The organism is Methylocystis sp. L43, from assembly GCF_015709525.1.
Lineage (GTDB): Bacteria > Pseudomonadota > Alphaproteobacteria > Rhizobiales > Beijerinckiaceae > Methylocystis.
This window is the reverse complement of record NZ_JADNRA010000032.1, coordinates 40,301-59,273: the sequence shown is the minus strand read 5'-3', so window position 1 is coordinate 59,273 and position 18,973 is coordinate 40,301. Positions and strand designations below refer to the sequence as shown.

12 protein-coding genes are annotated in these 18,973 nt (G+C 63.8%); 3 read left to right on the top strand and 9 right to left on the bottom strand.

Features of this window, described 5'->3' with window-relative positions; genetic code table 11:
• The first annotated feature begins 86 nt into the window (after window positions 1–86).
• Window positions 87–1,160: an AI-2E family transporter gene (locus tag IYX23_RS12720; protein WP_196393872.1), complete on the top strand. Its 1,074-nt coding sequence runs from the start codon at window positions 87–89 to the stop codon at window positions 1,158–1,160.
• Here IYX23_RS12720 and addA read toward each other — a convergent pair.
• The 8 genes from addA to IYX23_RS12680 form a co-directional block, all read right to left on the bottom strand.
• The gene (gene addA, locus IYX23_RS12715) at window positions 1,157–4,645 is read right to left on the bottom strand and encodes a double-strand break repair helicase AddA (RefSeq protein WP_196393871.1); all 3,489 of its coding nucleotides are present in this window, start codon (window positions 4,643–4,645) and stop codon (window positions 1,157–1,159) included. The genes IYX23_RS12720 and addA overlap by 4 nt on opposite strands.
• On the bottom strand, window positions 4,642–7,749 hold the full coding sequence (gene addB, locus IYX23_RS12710; RefSeq protein WP_196393870.1) for a double-strand break repair protein AddB: 3,108 nt from the start codon (window positions 7,747–7,749) through the stop codon (window positions 4,642–4,644). The genes addA and addB overlap by 4 nt, the downstream gene beginning before the upstream one ends.
• Before the next feature lie 5 nt (window positions 7,750–7,754).
• A complete protein-coding gene (locus tag IYX23_RS12705) occupies window positions 7,755–8,447 on the bottom strand; it encodes a nucleotidyltransferase family protein (protein ID WP_196393869.1) in 693 nt (230 codons plus the stop codon).
• Between the two features lie 34 nt (window positions 8,448–8,481).
• Complete coding sequence (tsaE, locus tag IYX23_RS12700) at window positions 8,482–10,032, bottom strand: tRNA (adenosine(37)-N6)-threonylcarbamoyltransferase complex ATPase subunit type 1 TsaE (protein WP_196393868.1); 1,551 nt, start codon at window positions 10,030–10,032, stop codon at window positions 8,482–8,484.
• The gene (locus tag IYX23_RS12695; RefSeq protein ID WP_246716753.1) at window positions 10,029–12,533 is read right to left on the bottom strand and encodes an ATP-binding protein; all 2,505 of its coding nucleotides are present in this window, start codon (window positions 12,531–12,533) and stop codon (window positions 10,029–10,031) included. Before IYX23_RS12695 ends, tsaE begins: the two co-directional genes overlap by 4 nt.
• Before the next feature lie 334 nt (window positions 12,534–12,867).
• The gene (gene ahcY, locus IYX23_RS12690) at window positions 12,868–14,277 is read right to left on the bottom strand and encodes an adenosylhomocysteinase (RefSeq protein ID WP_196393867.1); all 1,410 of its coding nucleotides are present in this window, start codon (window positions 14,275–14,277) and stop codon (window positions 12,868–12,870) included.
• A gap of 357 nt (window positions 14,278–14,634) precedes the next feature.
• Complete coding sequence (locus tag IYX23_RS12685) at window positions 14,635–15,456, bottom strand: transglutaminase family protein (protein ID WP_196393866.1); 822 nt, start codon at window positions 15,454–15,456, stop codon at window positions 14,635–14,637.
• Window positions 15,457–15,507: 51 nt separating this feature from the next.
• A complete protein-coding gene (locus tag IYX23_RS12680) occupies window positions 15,508–16,410 on the bottom strand; it encodes a transglutaminase family protein (RefSeq protein ID WP_196393865.1) in 903 nt (300 codons plus the stop codon).
• 135 nt (window positions 16,411–16,545) lie between these two features.
• Here IYX23_RS12680 and IYX23_RS12675 point away from each other — a divergent pair, with 135 nt between their 5' ends.
• On the top strand, window positions 16,546–17,343 hold the full coding sequence (locus tag IYX23_RS12675; RefSeq protein WP_196393864.1) for an N-formylglutamate amidohydrolase: 798 nt from the start codon (window positions 16,546–16,548) through the stop codon (window positions 17,341–17,343).
• A gap of 239 nt (window positions 17,344–17,582) precedes the next feature.
• Window positions 17,583–17,765 carry a hypothetical protein gene (locus tag IYX23_RS12670; RefSeq protein ID WP_196393863.1) on the top strand — a complete coding sequence of 61 codons (183 nt, stop codon included), beginning with the start codon at window positions 17,583–17,585 and terminating at the stop codon, window positions 17,763–17,765.
• Between the two features lie 55 nt (window positions 17,766–17,820).
• On the opposite strand, the gene IYX23_RS12665 is transcribed toward IYX23_RS12670, so the two are convergent.
• Entirely contained in the window at window positions 17,821–18,828 is a 1,008-nt protein-coding gene (locus IYX23_RS12665) for a histidine kinase dimerization/phosphoacceptor domain -containing protein (protein WP_348643659.1), read from the bottom strand.
• Window positions 18,829–18,973 lie beyond the last annotated feature (145 nt).

The following is an 18,973-nucleotide window of genomic DNA, read 5'->3' as shown; positions in this document are numbered from 1 at the left end:
GCCTTGGACCGCGCAGATGTCGGACCTCCTTGCCAAGCCCGCGGCGCGCCCTGTCTATAGGGTGGAACGCAGCGACAGGGGCGGACATGAACGAGGAGTTGGAAGCGGCAGCGCTCGTCGAACAGGATCAGAACCTTTCAATCGACATTTTTGTTCTCGCCAGACTCGCCGTCACACTTGCGTTTCTCTCCGCCGCGATTCTGATTTCTGCGCCATTTCTGCCGGCGCTCACCTGGGCGCTCGTGCTCGCGGTTGTGTTCATTGCCCCCCATCGCGTGCTGGAGCGCTTCTTGCCGCCCTCCGTTGCGGCCGGCGTCTCCATGCTGATCGTCGGGCTCGTCATCGTGGGACCGCTGCTGCTGGTGATCGAACGGCTCGTCAGCGAGGCCGCCGCAGGCGTCGACTACGTTCAGAAAGCGGTGCAGCAAGGCGACTGGCAAACGATGCTCGACGGGCATCCTTGGCTCGGCAGTTTCCAAAACTGGATCGCACGCAGGTTCGATCTGCAAGCGACGTTCTCGCAGCTGGGCGCCTTTGTCACCAATATGGCCGCCAACTTTCTGCGCGCGTCTACGGGTCAAATCATCACCACTCTCCTCGCCTTTTATCTCCTCTTCTTTTTCCTGCGCGACCGCGCCGTGGCGCTGCAGACGCTGGCGCGATTGTCGCCCTTCTCGAACATCGAAACAGGCAAGATCATCGTGCGCGTGCGCGATACGATCAATGCAATCCTCTTTGGCACGCTGGCGGTGTCGGCGCTGCAAGGACTGCTTGGCGGACTCATGTTCTGGGTGCTGGATTTCAATTCGCCGGTGCTGTGGGGGTTGATCATGGGGCTTGTCTCGATCGTGCCGGTGCTCGGCTCCTTCGTCATTTGGATTCCGGCGACGATTTACCTTTTGATCGAGGACCGCTGGGTTGAAGCCATCATTCTCGGGCTGTGGGGCGGCGTGGTGATCTCCAGCATCGACAATCTGGTCCGGCCGCTGCTCATCGGCGACAGCATGCGGCTCCATACGGTGCCCGCGTTCATCGCGATGCTCGGCGGCCTGCAATTGTTCGGCGCTTCAGGCATCGTCCTTGGCCCCATCGTTATGGCGCTCAGCCCGTTGCTGCTGGAATTCTGGAGACGTCGCGTCGGACCCGACGAGTCGTCTTAACTTCGCACGCCCGACGCGCCTGACGCCGCCCCGTCTTGCGTCAGCGCGCATGCGAGCGCATCGGCCAGCGCCGATTCATCGGCTTCGAGCACGCTGGCGTTCTGCGTGTAGATCAGAAAGCAGCGCAGCCGCTTGCCGGGGAAGAGCGGCGCGACCGCGGCGCGATAGAGCGCAAGCTGGCGCAAATGCGCGTCTTCGAGCTTGGCGCGCGGCCGTCCCGTCTTGAACTCGGCGATGAGCGCCTCGGTCGCCGTTTCGGCGAGCCGGTCGATGCGGCCCGCGACGACGGCGCCGTTTTCGAGCGTCGCGACGATGTCGACCTCGGGAGTCGAGTCTGGGCCAAAGAGCGGCGCGAGACGCGGATCGGCGAGAACCGCGAGCGCCGACTGCGCCAGCGCCTCTCGCCTGTCTTCGTCCAGAAAGCCGCCACGCGCCGCAAGGAAGCGCCGCGCCGCGCTTTGACGATGGTCCGTCGCGCAGGCCGGCAGATGCTGCAGCAGCGCATGGACGAGACGACCGTGGAGCAGACGTTCCGCTTCGCCTCGACGCGCAGCGACGCCATCCGCGCCAATGGCGATGAGGTCTGCGCCGGCGAGCGCGCTCGAAGGACGCAGCGGCGGCGCCGGCGCGACTTCGGGCCGCGCCTTGGTCGTGGCGAAGGCCGGAACGTCCACGGCGGCGGCCTGCGGCGCTCTTCTCGCAAGATCGAAGCGCGGCGGAACCGCGCCGCGGCGCAGAATCGTCGATGTCGCATCGAGGGGATCGGGCACAGCCTCGCAGCTCGATTCGAGCGCGTTGCGAATGGCGTCATACCAGCAGCCATCAGCGCGACCGCTGAGGCCATGCGCGCCGCAAATGTAAAGCCGCTCCTCCGCGCGCGTCAGCGCGACATAGAGCAGGCGCTGGCTTTCCTCGCGCTCGCGCCGCCGATGCGCCTCGCGCTCCTGCTGGAGCGCGATCGGGTCGCTGTCCTTGCCGATCGACCAGAGGAGAACCGCATCGCCATCCTCGCCGAGCGCATAGAGCTTCGGATCGTGCTTGCCGGAGGGCGCGCCGCAGGTGTCGGGCAGAAAAACGATCTTCGCCTCCAGTCCCTTCGCCGCATGAGCGGTCATCACCCGCACGGCGCCGCCCGCAGATTCCATATCGCGCTTGATCGAAAGATCGAGCGACTCGGCCATCGCCAGAAAGGCCGTGAGCGATGGCGGCTGTTCGCGCTCGAAACTCGCGGCGAGCTTTAAAAATTCGTCGATGGCGTCCTCGGCTTCGCCGCCCAGTCTCGCCATGAGCTGCGCGCGCCCACCGTCAGTCCCAAGAACGCTGCTGTAAAAATCGAACGGCGCCATGGCCGCAGCGTCGCGTCGCAAGCGTCGAAGCCGCGTCGCGGCTTCCCGGCAGCGCGCGTCGTCAGATTGTTCAAGCGCTTCGATCAGTGACGCGCGACGGCCGGGCGCGAGCGCGATGAGATCGTCGTCCTCGAAGCCGAAGAACGGCGACTTCAGGACGCTCGCCAGCGTCAGATCGTCTTGCGGCAACAGCGCGGCGCGACCAAGCGCGACGAGATCGTGGACGGCGATGTGGTCGGCGAGGTTGAGCCGGTCGGCGCCCGCGACCGGGACATGTTCGTTTTTCAGAGCGCGAATGATCGCCTCGAAGAGCGGACCCCGCTTGCGCACGAGAACCAGTATGTCGCTGGCCTCGACAGGGCGCAGCGCGCCGCCGTCCTCGACGCATTCGCCGCTCTGCGGCGCAAGCAGCGACCTGACCTTGCGCGCCAGTCTTTCCGCGAGCCGCTCATTGGGGTCGCTCGCGTCGACATAGTCGAGCGGCAGGCGCCAATCGCTCGGGTCCTGCGCTTTTTCCGCGCCGATCGGCTCCCAGATTTCGATGAGCGCCGCGACGTCGGATTTCCACGCCTCGTGCCTTGGCGCCGGCTCCTGCGGATCGCAGCACAGGCCGAGGCGATTCTGTTCGATCGCGAAAATATCATCGACGGCTTGCAGCACGCCGGGCGAAGAGCGGAAGGATTGCGTGAGCCTCACCGCTTCGAAGCGGCGTTCGCCGCGTTCGAATCTTCGGCGAAACTCGCGCCGCATCGCATCGAACCATTCAGGCTTCGCGCCTTGAAAGGAAAAAATCGACTGCTTCTCGTCGCCAACCGCAAAAAAACTGCGCGGCGGACCGCCCCTCGCTTCGCGCGCGCTGACGCCTGCGCAAAATTCGTCAGCGATCGCCGCCAATATTTGCCACTGCTTCGGACTCGTATCCTGCGCCTCATCGAGCAGGATGTGGTCAATTTGCGCGTCGAGCTTATAGAGCACCCAGGATGGGCTCGAACGATGAAGCAGGCGGTGCGCGCCCTCGATCAAATCTTCATAGTCGAGTAGTCCCCGACGTCTTTTGGCGTGCTCATATTCGCCAAGAATGGCGTCGCCGAGAACATGGAGCGCCAGCGAACGTTCAGCGGCGGCCGCGGCCTTGCGCTTTTCGATGAGCGTGACGAGTCTGTCGCGCTCAGCCTCCATGCGCGCAAGAAGCTGTGGCTCGCATTTGGCGAGACCGCTGGTGACGATTCTTGTCTTGCCGATCCCGCGCGGCTCGCCGTCTTTCTTGAAAAAGGCTGCGATATAGCTCTCGATACAGTCTGGATGCGGCGAAAGCGCAAAAGCGGAGTCGAGCGAGTCGGCGAGCTTGCCGTCGTTGATTGAACCACCGCGCAGCATTTTGGCGAGCGTCGGCCACGCGGACGGCGGCTCGCCGTCCTCGATGATCGCCGCGTCGATGCGCGCCAGCGTTTCATCTGTCGTCAAACCAAGCGCGGCAAAGACACGCGCCCCGTAATCGTCCTGCTCGCGCATGCGCGCGATCGTTTGGCGATGATGCAGCAATTCTTCGCAGAGCGCGTCGAATCCCGCAGCCGTCGTCTCGCGGGCGACAAGCTCCAGCGCCTTTCGCAGTGATCCTTTGTCTCGCGTGGCCGCCTCGAGCGCGCGCCCGCGCGCCGCGTCCATCAGCTCGGCGCGCTCCAGATCGTCGACGACGCGGAAGGACGCCGGAACATTGGCTTCGAAAGGAAAGATGTGCAGCAGCTTTTCGCAGAAGGCGTGGATCGTCTGGATCTTGAGGCCGCCGGGCGTCTCGACGGCGCGCGCGAAAAGCCGCCGGGCGTAGTCAAGATCGATGCGCGACTCGACCGTCGCGCCCATTTGAGCGATTTCATTGGCCAGCGCCGCATCGTCGAGCGTCGCCCAGCGCGCGAGCGCGTCAAAGACCCGCGAACCCATATTGGCCGCTGCCGCCTTCGTATAAGTGAGGCAGAGAATCTGTGACGGCCGTGCGCCGGCAAGCAGCAGCCGCAAAACGCGCTGCGCGAGCACATGGGTTTTCCCGGAGCCGGCATGCGCCGACACCCAGGCGGACGTGAACGGATCTGACGCCGTTTGCTGGCGCCGTATCGTCAGGGCGCCGACGGGCCGCTCGCTCATACCGTCTCTCCGCCGCCGCGCATCCATTCCTTGACGCGCGCTAGATGGTCGTAGTCGCCGATATCGCTCATAAAGGCCGGATGCGGCCGCGACGCATAAGGCGTCGACTCACTGGAAAACTGCGACAGCAGCTCTTTGAGCTGCGCGCGATGCGCCGCGACGACGTCGGCGAAGCGCGTGTCTTTCCATTCGAGCCAGTGAGTCTCGCCGCCCTTTCGCAAGCCGATATAGGCGGCGCCGGAAACTGGCCGCACGCCGATTTTCTCGAAAGCGCCGGCCTCGATCATCGCCGCCTCCAACGTCAGCTGCGGCGACCAGCCGGCCTTGACCTGCTTTTTGGACGGCGGCGCGCCCGTCTTGTAGTCGAAGACATATGCTTGGCCCTCGCGATCCACCTCTATGCGGTCGGCGATCGCGGTCAGGCAAAAAATCGTTCCGTCGGTGAGCGCAAGCGCGATCTCGCCGCGCGTTTCAACATGGATGTCGCAGTCCAAAGCGCGCCGCTCCTGTTCGAAGCTGAACGCATGATCGAGCCCCGCTTCGATGCGCGGCCATTGGAAACTCACGAAGGCGGGATCGGCCATGAAGCCATCGAGTTTCTCGCGCGCGAGATCGCGGAGAACGTTGCGGGCCCCAGAGGGAAGCGCGCCGCGCGGATGGCGCGCGACGAATGCCGCAAGCGCCTCATGTATCGCGACGCCAATTTCGCGCGCGCCGGCCTCCGCGCCGATCGGCGGCATCGGCGCGAGTTTGAGAATATATTCGGCGAAGATTGCGTAAGGATCGCGGCGCAGGCGCTCGACGCGGGTGACGCTCAAGCGGTGCGGGCGCAGCGCCGCCGGTGGGCGCGGCTGCGGCCGCTCGATCGCAATCGTCGCTTTTGGACGATCGAGCGCCGCGGCGATCGCGAGCATCGCGTCACCGCGTTTCCTGCAGTCGTCGAACGCGTCGCCGGCAAGCGCCGAGAGGCGCGCGATGAAGCGGGAAGGAACGGTTGGCGCGCCATTGCGCTTGATGGCGCGGCTCAGCACGACGCGCTCCGCGCCCATAGCCATGATGAAGTCATGCGCGCTTTGGCCGATGCGTCGCTCCGGCGCCATCAGGCCGAGTTGGGCGCGCATCGAGCGGTTGAGAAAAGCGCCGGTGTCCGTCTGCGGCGGCCATACGCCTTCGTCCAGTCCGGCGAGCAGGACCAGGTCGGCCTCGATGAGCCGCGCCTCCAAAGGGCCGAGGATCTTCAGGCGCGGATGGGCGCGTCGCGGGCCGCGCAGCATCGTCTCGGCGGCGACACGGTCGAACAAAGCTGCATAGTTTTGCGCGTCAAAGCCTGCCGGCGCCTCAGCGTGCGCGAGCCGGTCAAGAAGTTCGAACAGCGTCGACGCGCCTTCTTCATCAGCGTCGTCGGCGCCGGCGATCACCGCTTCAAGCGCGCCGCTGTGCGCGCGCGCGCGGTCCGACAGCGAGGATGTCGGCGTCAGCGCGGCGAAGGGCGAGAAAGCGGCGTCAATACGCGCAAGCGTGTCTTCGATCGCACGCCACTCGTCATCGCTGATGCGACGCGCCGCCGGATGCGCATGCGGCGCGCGGGCCAATTCGCGCGCCGGCAGGACCCGCGCCGCCCAGCCGCCGTCAGGCTGCGCGAATGTCCGCAGCACGCCAATCTCGATTGGCGATGCGAGAGATGCGACGCGCGTGCGCGAAAGTCCGAGCCCGGTCAGCGGATGGGCGAGCAGCGCGGCGACGTTCACGGCGCCCGCGCGATCCGATCCGATCGTGGCGACGAGCCGCGCCAGCGCGCCGATGGACGTTCTTGCGAGCGGCATGCCGCCCGAATCATCGATCTCAATGTCGAAGCGTCGCAACTCGGCGGCGACGCGCCGCGCAATGAGCCGGTCCGGCGTGACGAGCGCCGCCGTTCGGCCGGGCGTCTCCAGCGCCTCGCGCATGAAGAGCGCGAGCGCCAAAGCTTCGAGGCGCTCGTCGGGCGCTTCCAGCGCAATGACGCCGTCGAGCGCCTGTGCGAAGCCGCTACTTTGCTCAGCCTGATAGTCGCGCCACGCTGACGTCGCGTCGGCAGGCGCCATCGCTTGCGAGACAAACGCGCGGCGCGCCGCCAGCGCCGGAGTCACGCGCGCAAGTTCCCGCGGCTCATCGCGCGCCGCGCCCATGGCCGCGAGCAAGCGTTTCAGCATCATCTGCGGATGGGTGAAGGCCGGTTCTCCGCCTCTCTCGGTCTGACCCACGCCCGTCCAGGCGTCCGCGCTCATGATCTGATCGAGGCCCGGCAGGACCACGGCGCCATTTTCGAGCCCGGCGATGGCGGCGAGCAGCCGCGCGGTCGTCGGCTGCGCGCCGGTGGAGCCGAGCGCGATAACCGGCGCGGTCGGCGGTGTGCGGGCAAGCTCCCCGAGCTGCGCTTCAACGAGGCGTTTTTGATAGGCGCTGGCGTCGATGCGTCCCCGGTCCGCGAGAATTTGTGGCCATTCGCGCAAGGCGATCTGCAGAAATTTTGTCGTGATCGCCCAGAAATCGCTGTAGGCGTCGTCGCTCAAAGTGTCGAACGTATCGACCGAAACATCTTCGATGTGCAATTCGTCGATGAGGGCGCCGAGCTCGGCGGCCAGCGCATAGGCGGCCGACGGCGTCGATGCGACGAGCAGCGGCTCGCTCTCATGCAGGCTGGGCGCGCCGCTTGCATCGACCGAGATGAGCGCGCGCCCAATCGCTTCCGCCCATTGCAGAATGAGCTGCGACAGCAGCAGGCGTCGCTCCAGTTCTTCGATCGGCGCGGCGAGGGACGCATCCGTCTCGACGCGAAAATCTCCGGCAAACAAAGCAGCGTTCTCGCGCTCCTCCAGAGCGCCGAGCGGCAGGATGCGCGGCAGCAGCGTCGCGCGCCGATCCAGCGCCTGCGCGAATTCGGCCGCGAGCGCCCGCGCCGCGCGCTGGGTCGGCACATAGATCGTCGCGTGCGCCATCGTCAGCGGCGGCGTATCGCGAGAGAGTACGGGAACAATCTCGCCGTCGAGCAGCGCCGAAACGAACGTCTTCAGAAACGGCGCGCCAGGCGCAATGGTGAAAAGATTGCGCCGGCGGGCGAGCATCGCGCTCAGCCTTGGCGCAGGGCGATCGCACGCTCGGCGTCCGCAATGGCTGCGACCGTGCCGACGTGAAGCCAAAGACCGCTGGAGACGACTCCATAGAGCCGCCCCTTGCGCGCGGCCTCGAAAAAGAAGGGCGCGAGCTTGAAAACGTCATCCGCGACGCCGGCGAAGAGCTGCGGCTTCATGAGGCCCACGCCGGTATACACATAAGGTTTCTGGCCATCGCGGCGAATAATGCGCCCTTCAGCGTCCAGATCGAAATCGCCGCCCCAGTCGACTCCGACGCTTCCCGATGTCGGCGCGAGCAGCAGCGCCGCGTCCATCACGTCGGGGTCAAAGGCTTCCGCGAGCGTTCGCACATTTGAGCGCGCCGCGTCGATCCAGAACGCGTCGGTGTTGCAAACGAAAAACGGGTCGTTGCCGATCAGCGGAAGCGCTTTCTTGATCCCGCCGCCTTGATCCAGCAGCAGCGTGCGTTCGTCAGAAATGACGACTCGTGGACGGGCGCGCGTCGCGAGATGCGTTTCAATCTGATCGGCGAGATGATGGACGTTGACGATGGCCAGTTCGACGCCCGCCTTTTCGAATTCGTCGAGCGCGCGATCAATCAGCGTGCGGCCAGCGACGGACACAAGCGGCTTTGGCGTCTTCTCGGTGATCGGCCGCATGCGCGCGCCAAGCCCGGCGGCGAACACCATGGCGACGCTCGGCGCAGGCGCGAGCGCTCGCTTCTCAGGAGTCGCGAAACAAGCCGGGGATGTTGGCCTCATACCACGCCCTGATGTCGGCCAGCGCCGGATGGCGAAGGCTCTTTTTGAGATAGGCTTCAACGCGCGGAAGATGCGCGAGATATTGCGGCTTGCCGTCGCGCTGATCCAGCCGCGCGAAGATTCCCAGGATCTTTGTCGCGCGCTGCGCCGCCAGGATCGCATAAGCCCTGGCGAAAGCGGCCATGTCGAATGCAGAGTCGGCGTCGCGGCGCAGTTTGGCGTAATGGGCGAGGAGCTTCAACTCCAAATCGTTGGGCACGTCGATGCGGGCGTCCTGCCCCAGCGAAGCAACGTCATAGGCGGGATGGCCGATCACACAGTCCTGGAAATCGAGGATGCCGATCCGCGCCAGACCATTCCGCTGCGCCAGCCACAAAAGATTGGGAGAGTGATAATCTCTCAGAGTCCATGTCGGCGTCCATGTCGGCGCGGCGCTCGCGACATCAACAAGCGCCTGACGCCAGAGATTGAGAAAGATGGCCTTGGCGCCGGAAGAGATCGACGCCTTCTGGCGCGTGAGATACCAGTCGGCGAGCAATTCCACTTCGATCAGCAAGGCGTCGAGGTCGTAGGGCGGGATGTGGTAATCGCCGTCGCCTTCGACCGCGATCACATCCGGCAGGCGCTGCGCATGAAGATAGGCGAGCGCGCCCGCCGCTTCGAGATAGCGCTCGACGATGGGGCCGCCCCCGTCGACGACGCCCTCGCCGCCAAGGTCCTCGATAATCAGCAGGCCGGCGTCGATATCCTTGGCGTAGACTTCCGGGGCCGAGAGCCCCAGGCCACGCAGCCCCTGAGACATCGCGACAAAGGGAGCGACGTTTTCGGCGAGGCGCGCGATCGCGCTGTAGGACTTGCCATAGCGGATCGGCGGTCCGTCCGGACGCGCCGGCGAGATCATCAGAATCGCGCGCTGTCCATTTTCCTTTTCGAGCCGCTCATAGGCGCGCGTCGAGGCGTCGCCCTGCAGGAAATGGCGCCTGGCGTGGCTCCAGCCCGCCTTTCGCAGAAGTTCGTACAGCGCCTTGAAGGACGCGAGGCGCGACACGAAGCCGCCATAGCCGGAAATGGTGAACCGACGCGCCTCGCGATTATCGCCGTCGACGAAACTCAGTCGCACTTCGAGACGATCGGGCGACAGCGCGTCGCGCGCACGTTCGGCCCATTCGACGAGCACGATCGCGTCGTCGGTCGCCTCCTCCCAGCCTAATCCCTCAAGCTCCCCGGTGTTCTCCAGCCGATAGAAGTCGGCGTGGACGACGCGATTGCCTGCGCCCTCGTAGACCTGCATCAGCGTGAAGGTCGGGCTTGGCGCCTCAAGCCGCGGGTCTTCGACCAAAGCGCGGATCATCGCGCGCGCGAAGGTGGTCTTGCCGGCGCCGAGATCGCCCGAAAGCATGACGGCGTCGCCGTTGCGTACGAGCGTCGAAAGTTCTTGCGCGAGTTCGATCGTCTCGGCTTCGCTGGCGACATCGAGGCGCCAGACCGATTTCGCCGCTGCCTCCTCGCTCATTCCGCGCCTCCAGCGCTCGCCGCGAGGAGACGCGCCTCTTCATGCGCGGCATGCGCCGGAAAGATGCAGGTGACGGTCGTGCCTTCGCCAGGGGCGGAATCGATGAAGACTCTGCCGCCATGAAGCTCCATCAAGGCGCGCACGATAGAGAGACCAAGCCCGACTCCGCGGTGGCGGGAACCGGCGGTGTGCGACTCAAAGCGATCGAAGATGCGTTCGAGGATTTCCGGCGAAATGCCGCGGCCGCGATCCGTGACTTTGAAGACGATTTCGGTCTCGCGCCGCAACACGGCAAGCGTCACCGTCTGCCCCGGACGGGAAAATCCGATGGCGTTCGAAAGAAGATTGAACAGGATCTGGCGCACGCGCTTGGCGTCGCCGCGGAACGTTCCGACATCGTCCATCGCGACGATCTGCACGTCGATTGAATTTTCGGCGAGTCGATCCTGCACGCCTTCGATCGCGGCGCGCATCGTCGCCTCGACGTCGACCTCGGAAATTTCAAGCTCCAGCGCGTCTTCGTCAATTGTCGCCAGATCGAGAATATCGTCGACGATGGCGAGCAGCGCCGCGGAGGATTTGTTGACGTAGCCGAGATATTCACGCTGGCGCGGATTGAGCGAGCCGGTCGAATCCTCTCCGAGGAGATGCACGAAGCCGTTGATGTTGTTGAGCGGCGAGCGCAACTCGTAACTGACGTGATGGATGAAGTCATTGCGCAGCTTTTCGGCGGCGAGCAGCGCCTTGTTGCGGTCCGTCAATGCCCGCTCGACATTCACGTCGGCGGAAACGTCGACGAAGGTGAGGAGCGCCGCGCCGTCGAGCAGAGATTGCGCCGTACAGTCCAAGACGACGCCATCGCTGCGTTCGATGCGCCGGGTGAAGCCTTCGCGCAGCTCATTGAGACCGGTGACGAAGCCTTGCAACGCCGCCCATGTCTCCTCTGTGGCGTGCAGCGCGCGACATCTCGCGGCGAGCGCGTCGAAGCGCGGGCGTTTCGTGAGCTCCTCGGGATCGAGCCGCCACAGACACGCGAAGGCAGGATTGCTGAACTTCAAACGCCCGTCGGAACCGAAAACCGCCACGCCCTCGTGCAGCGTCTCGAGCGTTTCGCTCTGCATGCGGGCAAGCGCGTTGAAGCGTGTCTGAAGATCGTAAGCCTTGGTGGTGTCGTCATACAGATAGGTGACGCCGCCTTTGGGGTTCGGATGCGCGACGACGTCGATGATGCGGCCATCCGGCAGATGCCACGTGTGACGTATGGGCTCTGGCGAGCGATAGGCGTCGAACAGCCGCTCCTTCCACGCCCTGTAATCCGACTCGACGGGCACGCGCTGCTCGGCGCGCAGACGGTCGAGAATCTGTCCGTCGGTCGGCCGTTGTTCAAGGAACCTGGGGTCAAGCTGCCACAGCTTGGCGTAAGCGTCGTTGCTGTAAATGAGGCGCCGCGCGCGATCGAAGCTCGCGACCGCCGTCGGCAGCTGATCGAGCGTGCGCACATGCGATTGCATCTGCTGCTCAAGATCGGCGCGCACCGTCTCGACTTCATGACGATCGATGGCGAGGGCGGCGGCGGCGCCCGACGCGGAGGCCTGCGTGACGTCGAGCCGATGACGCTCGCCCGCCACGACGGCGTTGACGCGCTCGCGCCAGACGCTGTTCTTGGCGCGCGCCGCCTCGGCGGCGATGCGGGCCGACTCGTCGAGCAACTCCAGTTTGCGGGCGAGGGCGTCCTCGGGATTCTTCGCTTCGACCGCCTGCGCATAAGCATCGTTGACGAAGACGAGTTCGCCCGCGTCGTCGCGTATCCAAAATGGCGCGGGCAGCGCCTGGAGCATCGCGCGCAGACCGGAGAGTTCGGATTGCGCCGAGGCGTAGCGCTCGCGAAGGCCAATCAGCTCCAAGCGGTCGCCGGAGACTTCACGGATGCGCAACACGACGCTGCCGCCAACCGCTCGGCCGTCCGCGTCAAAATGCCGGCCGGCGACGCCAGCAAGCGCCAGGCGAAAGCTTTCGCCGCTCTTGCGCAGACGGTCGACGGCGCTTTCGAGCGCCTGAGCGTCCTTGGGCGCAAGCCAGGCGCCAAAGCTCAATATGCGGCGCGGCGCGGCGACAGCCCCGGTCATGATCAGCGATGAAGAATGAATATCGGCCTCGGCGTCGGGCGCCGTCCAGGCGACGAAGATCTGCGGCTCGGAGGCGAGGAAGGTTTTCGCTCGGCCAAGCTGGGCGCGGGCGTCGTCGAGCTCGACGCTCAAGGCGCCTTCCCGGCGACGCCAGGCGGCGCGCTCGCGCACATGCGTCGCGACGATCGCAGCGGCGAAAATCGCCAGTCCGCCGCTAAAAGCGAAGCTGACGATTTGCGGATCGATCGCCAGATCCTCGAGGAAGCTTGCCGCGCGCGCCGGCGTCGCCTGGAGCCATAGAAGCAAAGACCCGAGGGAAGCGCCGGCAAAGGGCGGAGCGCCAGAGTGGTTGATCGCGCGCCGCCGTCTCGTCATTGCGAGGACGACTCCGCTTGCAAGCGATCGAATTGGCGCGTCATGAGAACCGGTCTCCACGATCAATTGCGGGTGCTCATCACAACAACGCCGTAAACGGTTCTTGCAAACGCGGACGCAGCCTGCCGGGGCGCAGGATGCGGATAGGCTCCGACGACAGGAAGACGGAGGGCTCCGTCGGTGGCCCGCCGCGCCGCACACGAATCAACCCCAATCTAAAGCGCAATTGCTCAAAACGGAATCGCGTTTCGGCGCGCAAACGGGGGCCATCGCGTGAAACGGCCTCGCTCCAGGCATGGAGCGAGGCCGCAAATACACGAAAACCTGAACTGGTTCAGTAGCGATAATGGTCCGGCTTGAAGGGGCCGTTCTTCGGCAGGTTCAGATATTTGGCCTGCTCGTCCGTCATCTGCGTCAGCTTGACGCCGATTTTGTCGAGGTGCAGCGACGCGACCTTCTCGTCGAGGTGCTTAGGCAGCGTGTAGACGCCGACCGGATACTGGCCCTGCTTGGTCCACAGCTCGATCTGCGCCAGCGTCTGATTGGTGAAGGACGCCGACATCACGAAGGAGGGATGACCCGTCGCGCAGCCCAGATTCACCAAGCGGCCTTCGGCGAGCAGCAGGATGCGCTTGCCGTCCGCGAACTCGATCTCGTCGACCTGCGGCTTCACATTGTGCCACTTGAGGTTCTTCAGGCCGGCGACCTGAATCTCCGAGTCGAAATGGCCGATGTTGCAGACGATGGCGCGGTCCTTCATGGCGCGCATATGGTCGACGGTGATGACGTCGACATTGCCCGTCGCCGTGCAGAAGATGTCGCCGCGCGGCGCGGCGTCTTCCATCGTCGTGACTTCATAGCCTTCCATCGCCGCCTGCAGGGCGCAGATCGGGTCGATTTCGGTGACGAGCACGCGGCAACCGGCGTTGCGCAGCGACGCCGCCGAGCCTTTGCCCACGTCGCCATAGCCGGCGATGACGGCGACCTTGCCAGCCATCATCACGTCGGTCGCGCGGCGCACGCCATCGACGAGCGACTCGCGGCAGCCATAGAGATTGTCGAATTTCGACTTGGTGACCGAGTCGTTGACGTTGATCGCCGGCCAGAGGAGCTTGCCCTCCTTGTGCATGACATAAAGGCGATGCACGCCGGTGGTCGTCTCTTCGGTGACGCCTTTGATCGCCTCGGCGTTGCGCTTGTAGAAGCCCGGATTGGCCTTCAGGCGCTTCTTGATCGAGGCGTAGAGAACCTCTTCTTCTTCATTCGAGGCGGTTTCGAGAAAGGCGACGTCGCCTTGCTCGGCGCGCAGGCCCAGATGAATGAGCAGCGTCGCGTCGCCGCCGTCGTCGAGGATCATGTTGGGGCAGCCGCCGTCGCCCCATTCGAAGATCTTGTGGGTGTAGTCCCAGTAGTCCTCTAGGCTCTCGCCCTTCTTGGCGAAGACCGGCGTGCCCGTCGCGGCGATGGCGGCGGCGGCGTGGTCCTGCGTCGAATAGATGTTGCAGGAGGCCCAGCGCACATCGGCGCCGAGCGCCTTCAGCGTCTCGATCAGCACCGCCGTCTGGATGGTCATGTGGAGCGAACCCGCGACGCGCGCGCCTTTCAGCGGCTGCGACGGGCCATATTCGGCGCGGGTCGCCATCAGGCCGGGCATTTCCGTCTCGGCGATAGCGATCTCCTTGCGGCCCCAGTCGGCCAGCGAAAGGTCGGTGACGGCGAAATCGTTAAAGTGATGTGCGGTCATGCGAAATCCTTCTGTTTCTTTGCGCGGCTTGGTCTCGGATGTCATTCCCATCGCGAAGCGATGGGGTATCCGAGCAAAGCCTTCCTTGGCGACCCCGGATGTCCCTGGTCTCAGTCGCCTCGAATGTCATTCCTGACGCTTCGCGCGAGTCGAAGCGATCGGGAATCCAGAGCAAAGCCAGCATTTCCGGTGGGCTCTGGATTCCCGGTCAGGCCTGCGGCCTGCCAGGGACGACACAACATGGAACGGTTCAGCCAAATTCAGGCCGCCGGTCAGCCCAGCGGCCCTGTACGAGTCTATAGCAAGGGCAGAAGAGGAAGGCAATAAAGATATAAAGATGCGTTTATGTCAATTCCGTTACGCCGGCGCCGGCGCCGTGACCTCCTCGGCGATGACCCTGAAGCTCGCGAGCGTGCACGGGCCAAAAGAGGTCACCATCGCGACGTCAGTCGCATCTCGTCCGCGCGCAATCAGGATGCGCCCGATTCGCGGGGTGTTGTGGCGAGCGTCGAACGTGTGCCAGCGGCCGCCGAGATAGACTTCGAACCAGGCGCTGAAATCCATCGCGGCGTCGTCCGGCGGCACGCCGATGTCGCCAAGATAGCCGGTGCAGTAACGCGCTGGAATATTCATGCAGCGGCACAAGGCGACGGCGAGATGGGCGAAGTCGCGGCACACGCCGCGTTGCTCTGCATTCGCGTCCCACGCTGTTCTTGTCGGGCTCGCATGCTGGTAATCGAAGGCGAGGCGATCATGGACATAGTCACAGATCGCCTGCGCCAGCGGCCAACCCTTCGGAACCTGACCGAAAAGCGACCACGCCAAGTCCGATAGGCGATCGGTCTCGCAATAGCGGCTGCCGAGCAGATAAATCAGAACCTCCACCGGCAGGTCTTCGAGCGCATGCTGCTCGGCCTGCGCGGCGATTGGGTCGGGTTCGCCATTGTCCTGCACAAGGAAGTCCGAGGACATTGTCAGCCGGCCCACAGGCGCGCGGATGACGTGGCAGAAATTGCCGAAACTGTCGTGATAGGTGTTGGCGGGGATGGGCGGATCAAGGCGCATACGATCCGCGGTCAGCACATCAGCGAGGCGTGACGGATGGACGCTCAGCGTGAGAATCATCGGCGTCGGCTGCGGGCAGTCATAGGTGATTTCGTAGCCGGCGCGAATCTTCATCGGGAAAGCCTCCTCTGCTCGAACAAGCGGAGCCGTCGCAACGGTCGGGCATTATCCTCCCGCGCTCATGAGAGCGCCGCAGTCGGCGTCCGCAGCAGCGGCGACCTTGACGGCGACCTTCATGGCGAGATGGTCGGACGCCGTCCCGATCCACGTTCCTTGCAGCGGAATCGCTTTCCTTGGCTCATCCACGACCGCGATGCGCACCAAGTTCCGATTCCCAAACATGCCGCTCGAAGGATCGAAGTCAATCCAGCCAGGGCCGGCGATATAGGCCTGGACCCAGGCATGGGTGTTGCCCCCGACGTCGTCGTCGTCATCATCATCGTCAAGATGCAGATATCCGGAGACGAATCGCGCGGCGATTCCAAGCGCGCGCAGCGCCGCGATCATCAGCGTCGCAAGGTCGCGACAACTTCCACTCGCGAGCTCCAACGTCTGGACCGGGTCCTGCACGCCCTTCTCGTGTCGCGCCACATGTTTGAAGGTCCGGTTGATGGTCTGCGTCATCTCGACGAGAAGCTTGTGGGTGTCGGCCGATCCGTCCTCACGCAGGAACGCGGCGGCCCAGCGATCGAGCCGGGGATGCTGCGACTGTGGCGTGAGGAAGCGCGCGAGATCGCGGCTCTCTTCCTCGCCGTAAGCAAACGGATGGCTCCGCGCAAAGTCCTCAATATCGACTTCTTTGAAGTCGGTCGGCGCGTGGCGGAGACGCATCGTGCTTTCGACGCGAAGCTCCGAGGCGCGTTCCGCGAAACGGGCCGTCGCGACATGATTGCCGAAAATATCCCGCGTCCAGGAGATTTGGCTCGGCGCGGGCGTAATCTCGAGTTCGGACTCGAGCACGATTTGGTCGGCGTCGTCGCGCGGACGCAGCATCATCCGGTGCTCGCCGAACGCGACAGGCTGCGCATAATGGTATGTCGTGACGTGTCGGACGGTGAGAATCGGCATTGCGGTCCCGCGCTGATCAAGTTGCGGATAATGCAAGTTCCGGGAGGACGCAATTTCCACGCCAGGAACAGGACTCGTCTGTCGCTTTGCGCCGTCGCCGCGCCAACGAAGAGAACGCCCATGAATGGAACACCCATGACTGGAACGCTATACAGGCTGTTGGCGGTCGACGAACCGGCGCCGATCACGGTGCACAATGAAAACGGCCGCTCGCCGCTGCTGATCGTGGTCGATCACGCGGGCAATTCCCTCCCGCGCGCGCTCGGCCGGCTCGGCGTTCCGGAAAGCGAATTGGCGCGCCACATCGCCTGGGACATCGGCATAGCCGCCGTTTCCCGCTTCGTCGCGGACGCGCTCGACGCCACTTTGGTGCAGCAGAACTATTCGCGCCTGGTCATCGACTGCAACCGCGCGCCGGGGTCGGAGACGTCAATCCCCGAAATCAGCGAGTTTACCCCGATCCCTGGAAACGTCGGTTTGAGCGAAGGCCAGAAGGACGCGCGGCTGCGCGAGATTTTTCAGCCCTATCATGATCGGATCAAAGCCGAGCTTGATCGGCGATGGCGGGAGGGCCGGCCGGCGGCGTTGATCGCGATGCATAGTTTTACGCCGGTCTACATGGGCGCGCAGCGGCCCTGGGATGCCGGCGTGCTGTATAATCGCGACGCGCGTTTCGCCGATCTGCTGATCGCTTCGCTCAGATGCGAAGAGGGACTCATCGTCGGCGACAATGAGCCCTATAGCGTGACCGATGAGTCGGATTACACCATTCCGGTGCATGGCGAGCGACGCGGCCTGCTTCACGTCGAGGTCGAGATCCGCCAGGACCTGATCGCCGACGACAGCGGACAGCGCGCGTGGGGGGCGCTGCTCGCGCGTTTGCTGCCGCAAGCGTATGAAGAGCTGGCGACGGCGGCGTCTCTTGAGCCCTAGGATTGGCGTTGCATAGAGGGGGAGGGAGTTGCGCCGGATCCGAGGGGGCAGATCGCCTTCAGGTTAAGGCTTCCGATTAATCCGCCTTGGGGAATGCCCCAACCGAATCGCGAACATATCCTGTTCCTTAGATTCAAGCCTGCACTTCAGTCACTGCTAACATTTTATTTTTTCAATATTTTCCTTTTAGGAACAATCCTGATGGGTAGGAGTTTACCTGCCTTCAAGGAGTATACATTATGCCCCACAATCCGCCGGACGACTGGCGGAAGCTGGACACTTCCGCCCGGAAAGCGCAGTCCGATGCTCTTGAGCAGGTCGGCAAGCTTCTGCGAGCCAAGTTCGACAAAGTCCTCGCGGAGCCGCTGCCCAAAGGAATAGCTGATCTGCTCGTCGAGCTGCACGCCAGCAGACGAACTTGAATAGGTTTGACGGCGCCGAACCGTTCTGGGAATGCCCACGGGTCGCTGAACTGAACTATGCGAGACGCGGACTGAAAGTCGTATGACTAATCGCCACGGTCAGTCCTTTCGGACTGCTTATTGTTTCGATCTGAGCCTTGATTTGTTGTGTCAGCGCTTTCACCAGCGTGCTGCCTAGGCCCTCAGAGGGAGGCGCCACGCCATCCTCTTTTTGCTTGCCGACGCCGTTATCCGACACCGTGAGCCGCCAGTCGGCCCCGGAGGTCTCGTATCTGACGAGAATTTCCGCGTCGGGACGATTCTCCGGAAAGGCATATTTCACCGCGTTGATAACCGTCTCCGTCACGATCAAGCCGATACTTACCGCTTCCGTCGGAGGAATCATGGCGTGGTCGAACGCATATTTGAGGGATATCTTTTTCTCCTCGCCAATCACCGAGGCCGAAAGGCCATCGCAAAGCGTCGTCAGATAGGGAACGACTTCGACCAGCTCCGATCGGCCCGCAGTATCAATATGCCTCTGCAACGTCGCGACCGACATCACGCGGGAATAGGCGTCCTCGAGATGGCGCCGCGCCTCTTCGGACGTCGTGATGCGGGTCTTCATCATGAGAATGTTCGCAATGATCTGCAAACTGTTGAAAATGCGGTGCTGCATTTCCAGAAGCAGCACTTCTTTCTCTCGAAGCAGCCTCCGCGTTTCGTTGTGAAGCGATTCTTTCTCTTTCTCAATTTTGCGCCGATGGGTCTCGTCTGCGAAAGAGAGCAAAATAGCTTTATGCGTATTGCCAACAAAGAAGACTTCTCGCGCGTTCACAATCAGGGCGCGGCGCCCGACGCGCGGAAAGACGGCGTCGATTTCAAAGTCTTCCGCGGTGGCGTGCTCAGGCAAGACCTTATTTAATAGGGAAACCAGGCGCGGGATTTTGAAACAGCCGTGCAAGATTTCAAAAACGGAATGTCCGATGACGTCTTCGGGGCGCGCTTCAAAAACATGGAGAAAAGATCGGCTCGCCGCGGTTACGCTGAAATGGCAGTCAAGCACCAGCAAAGGGTCGCGCACAGTGTCAACGATCGCCTGCGCGAGCAGTGCGCTATATTGGGGATCTAAGGGTTCGGTCGTGATTTCGAAAAAGCCTTTGGAGTGGTTCAAAAGCGGCAGGGAACGCCGTTAGGCGCGAGACCCTGCGGGAAATCGAGACCCTGCG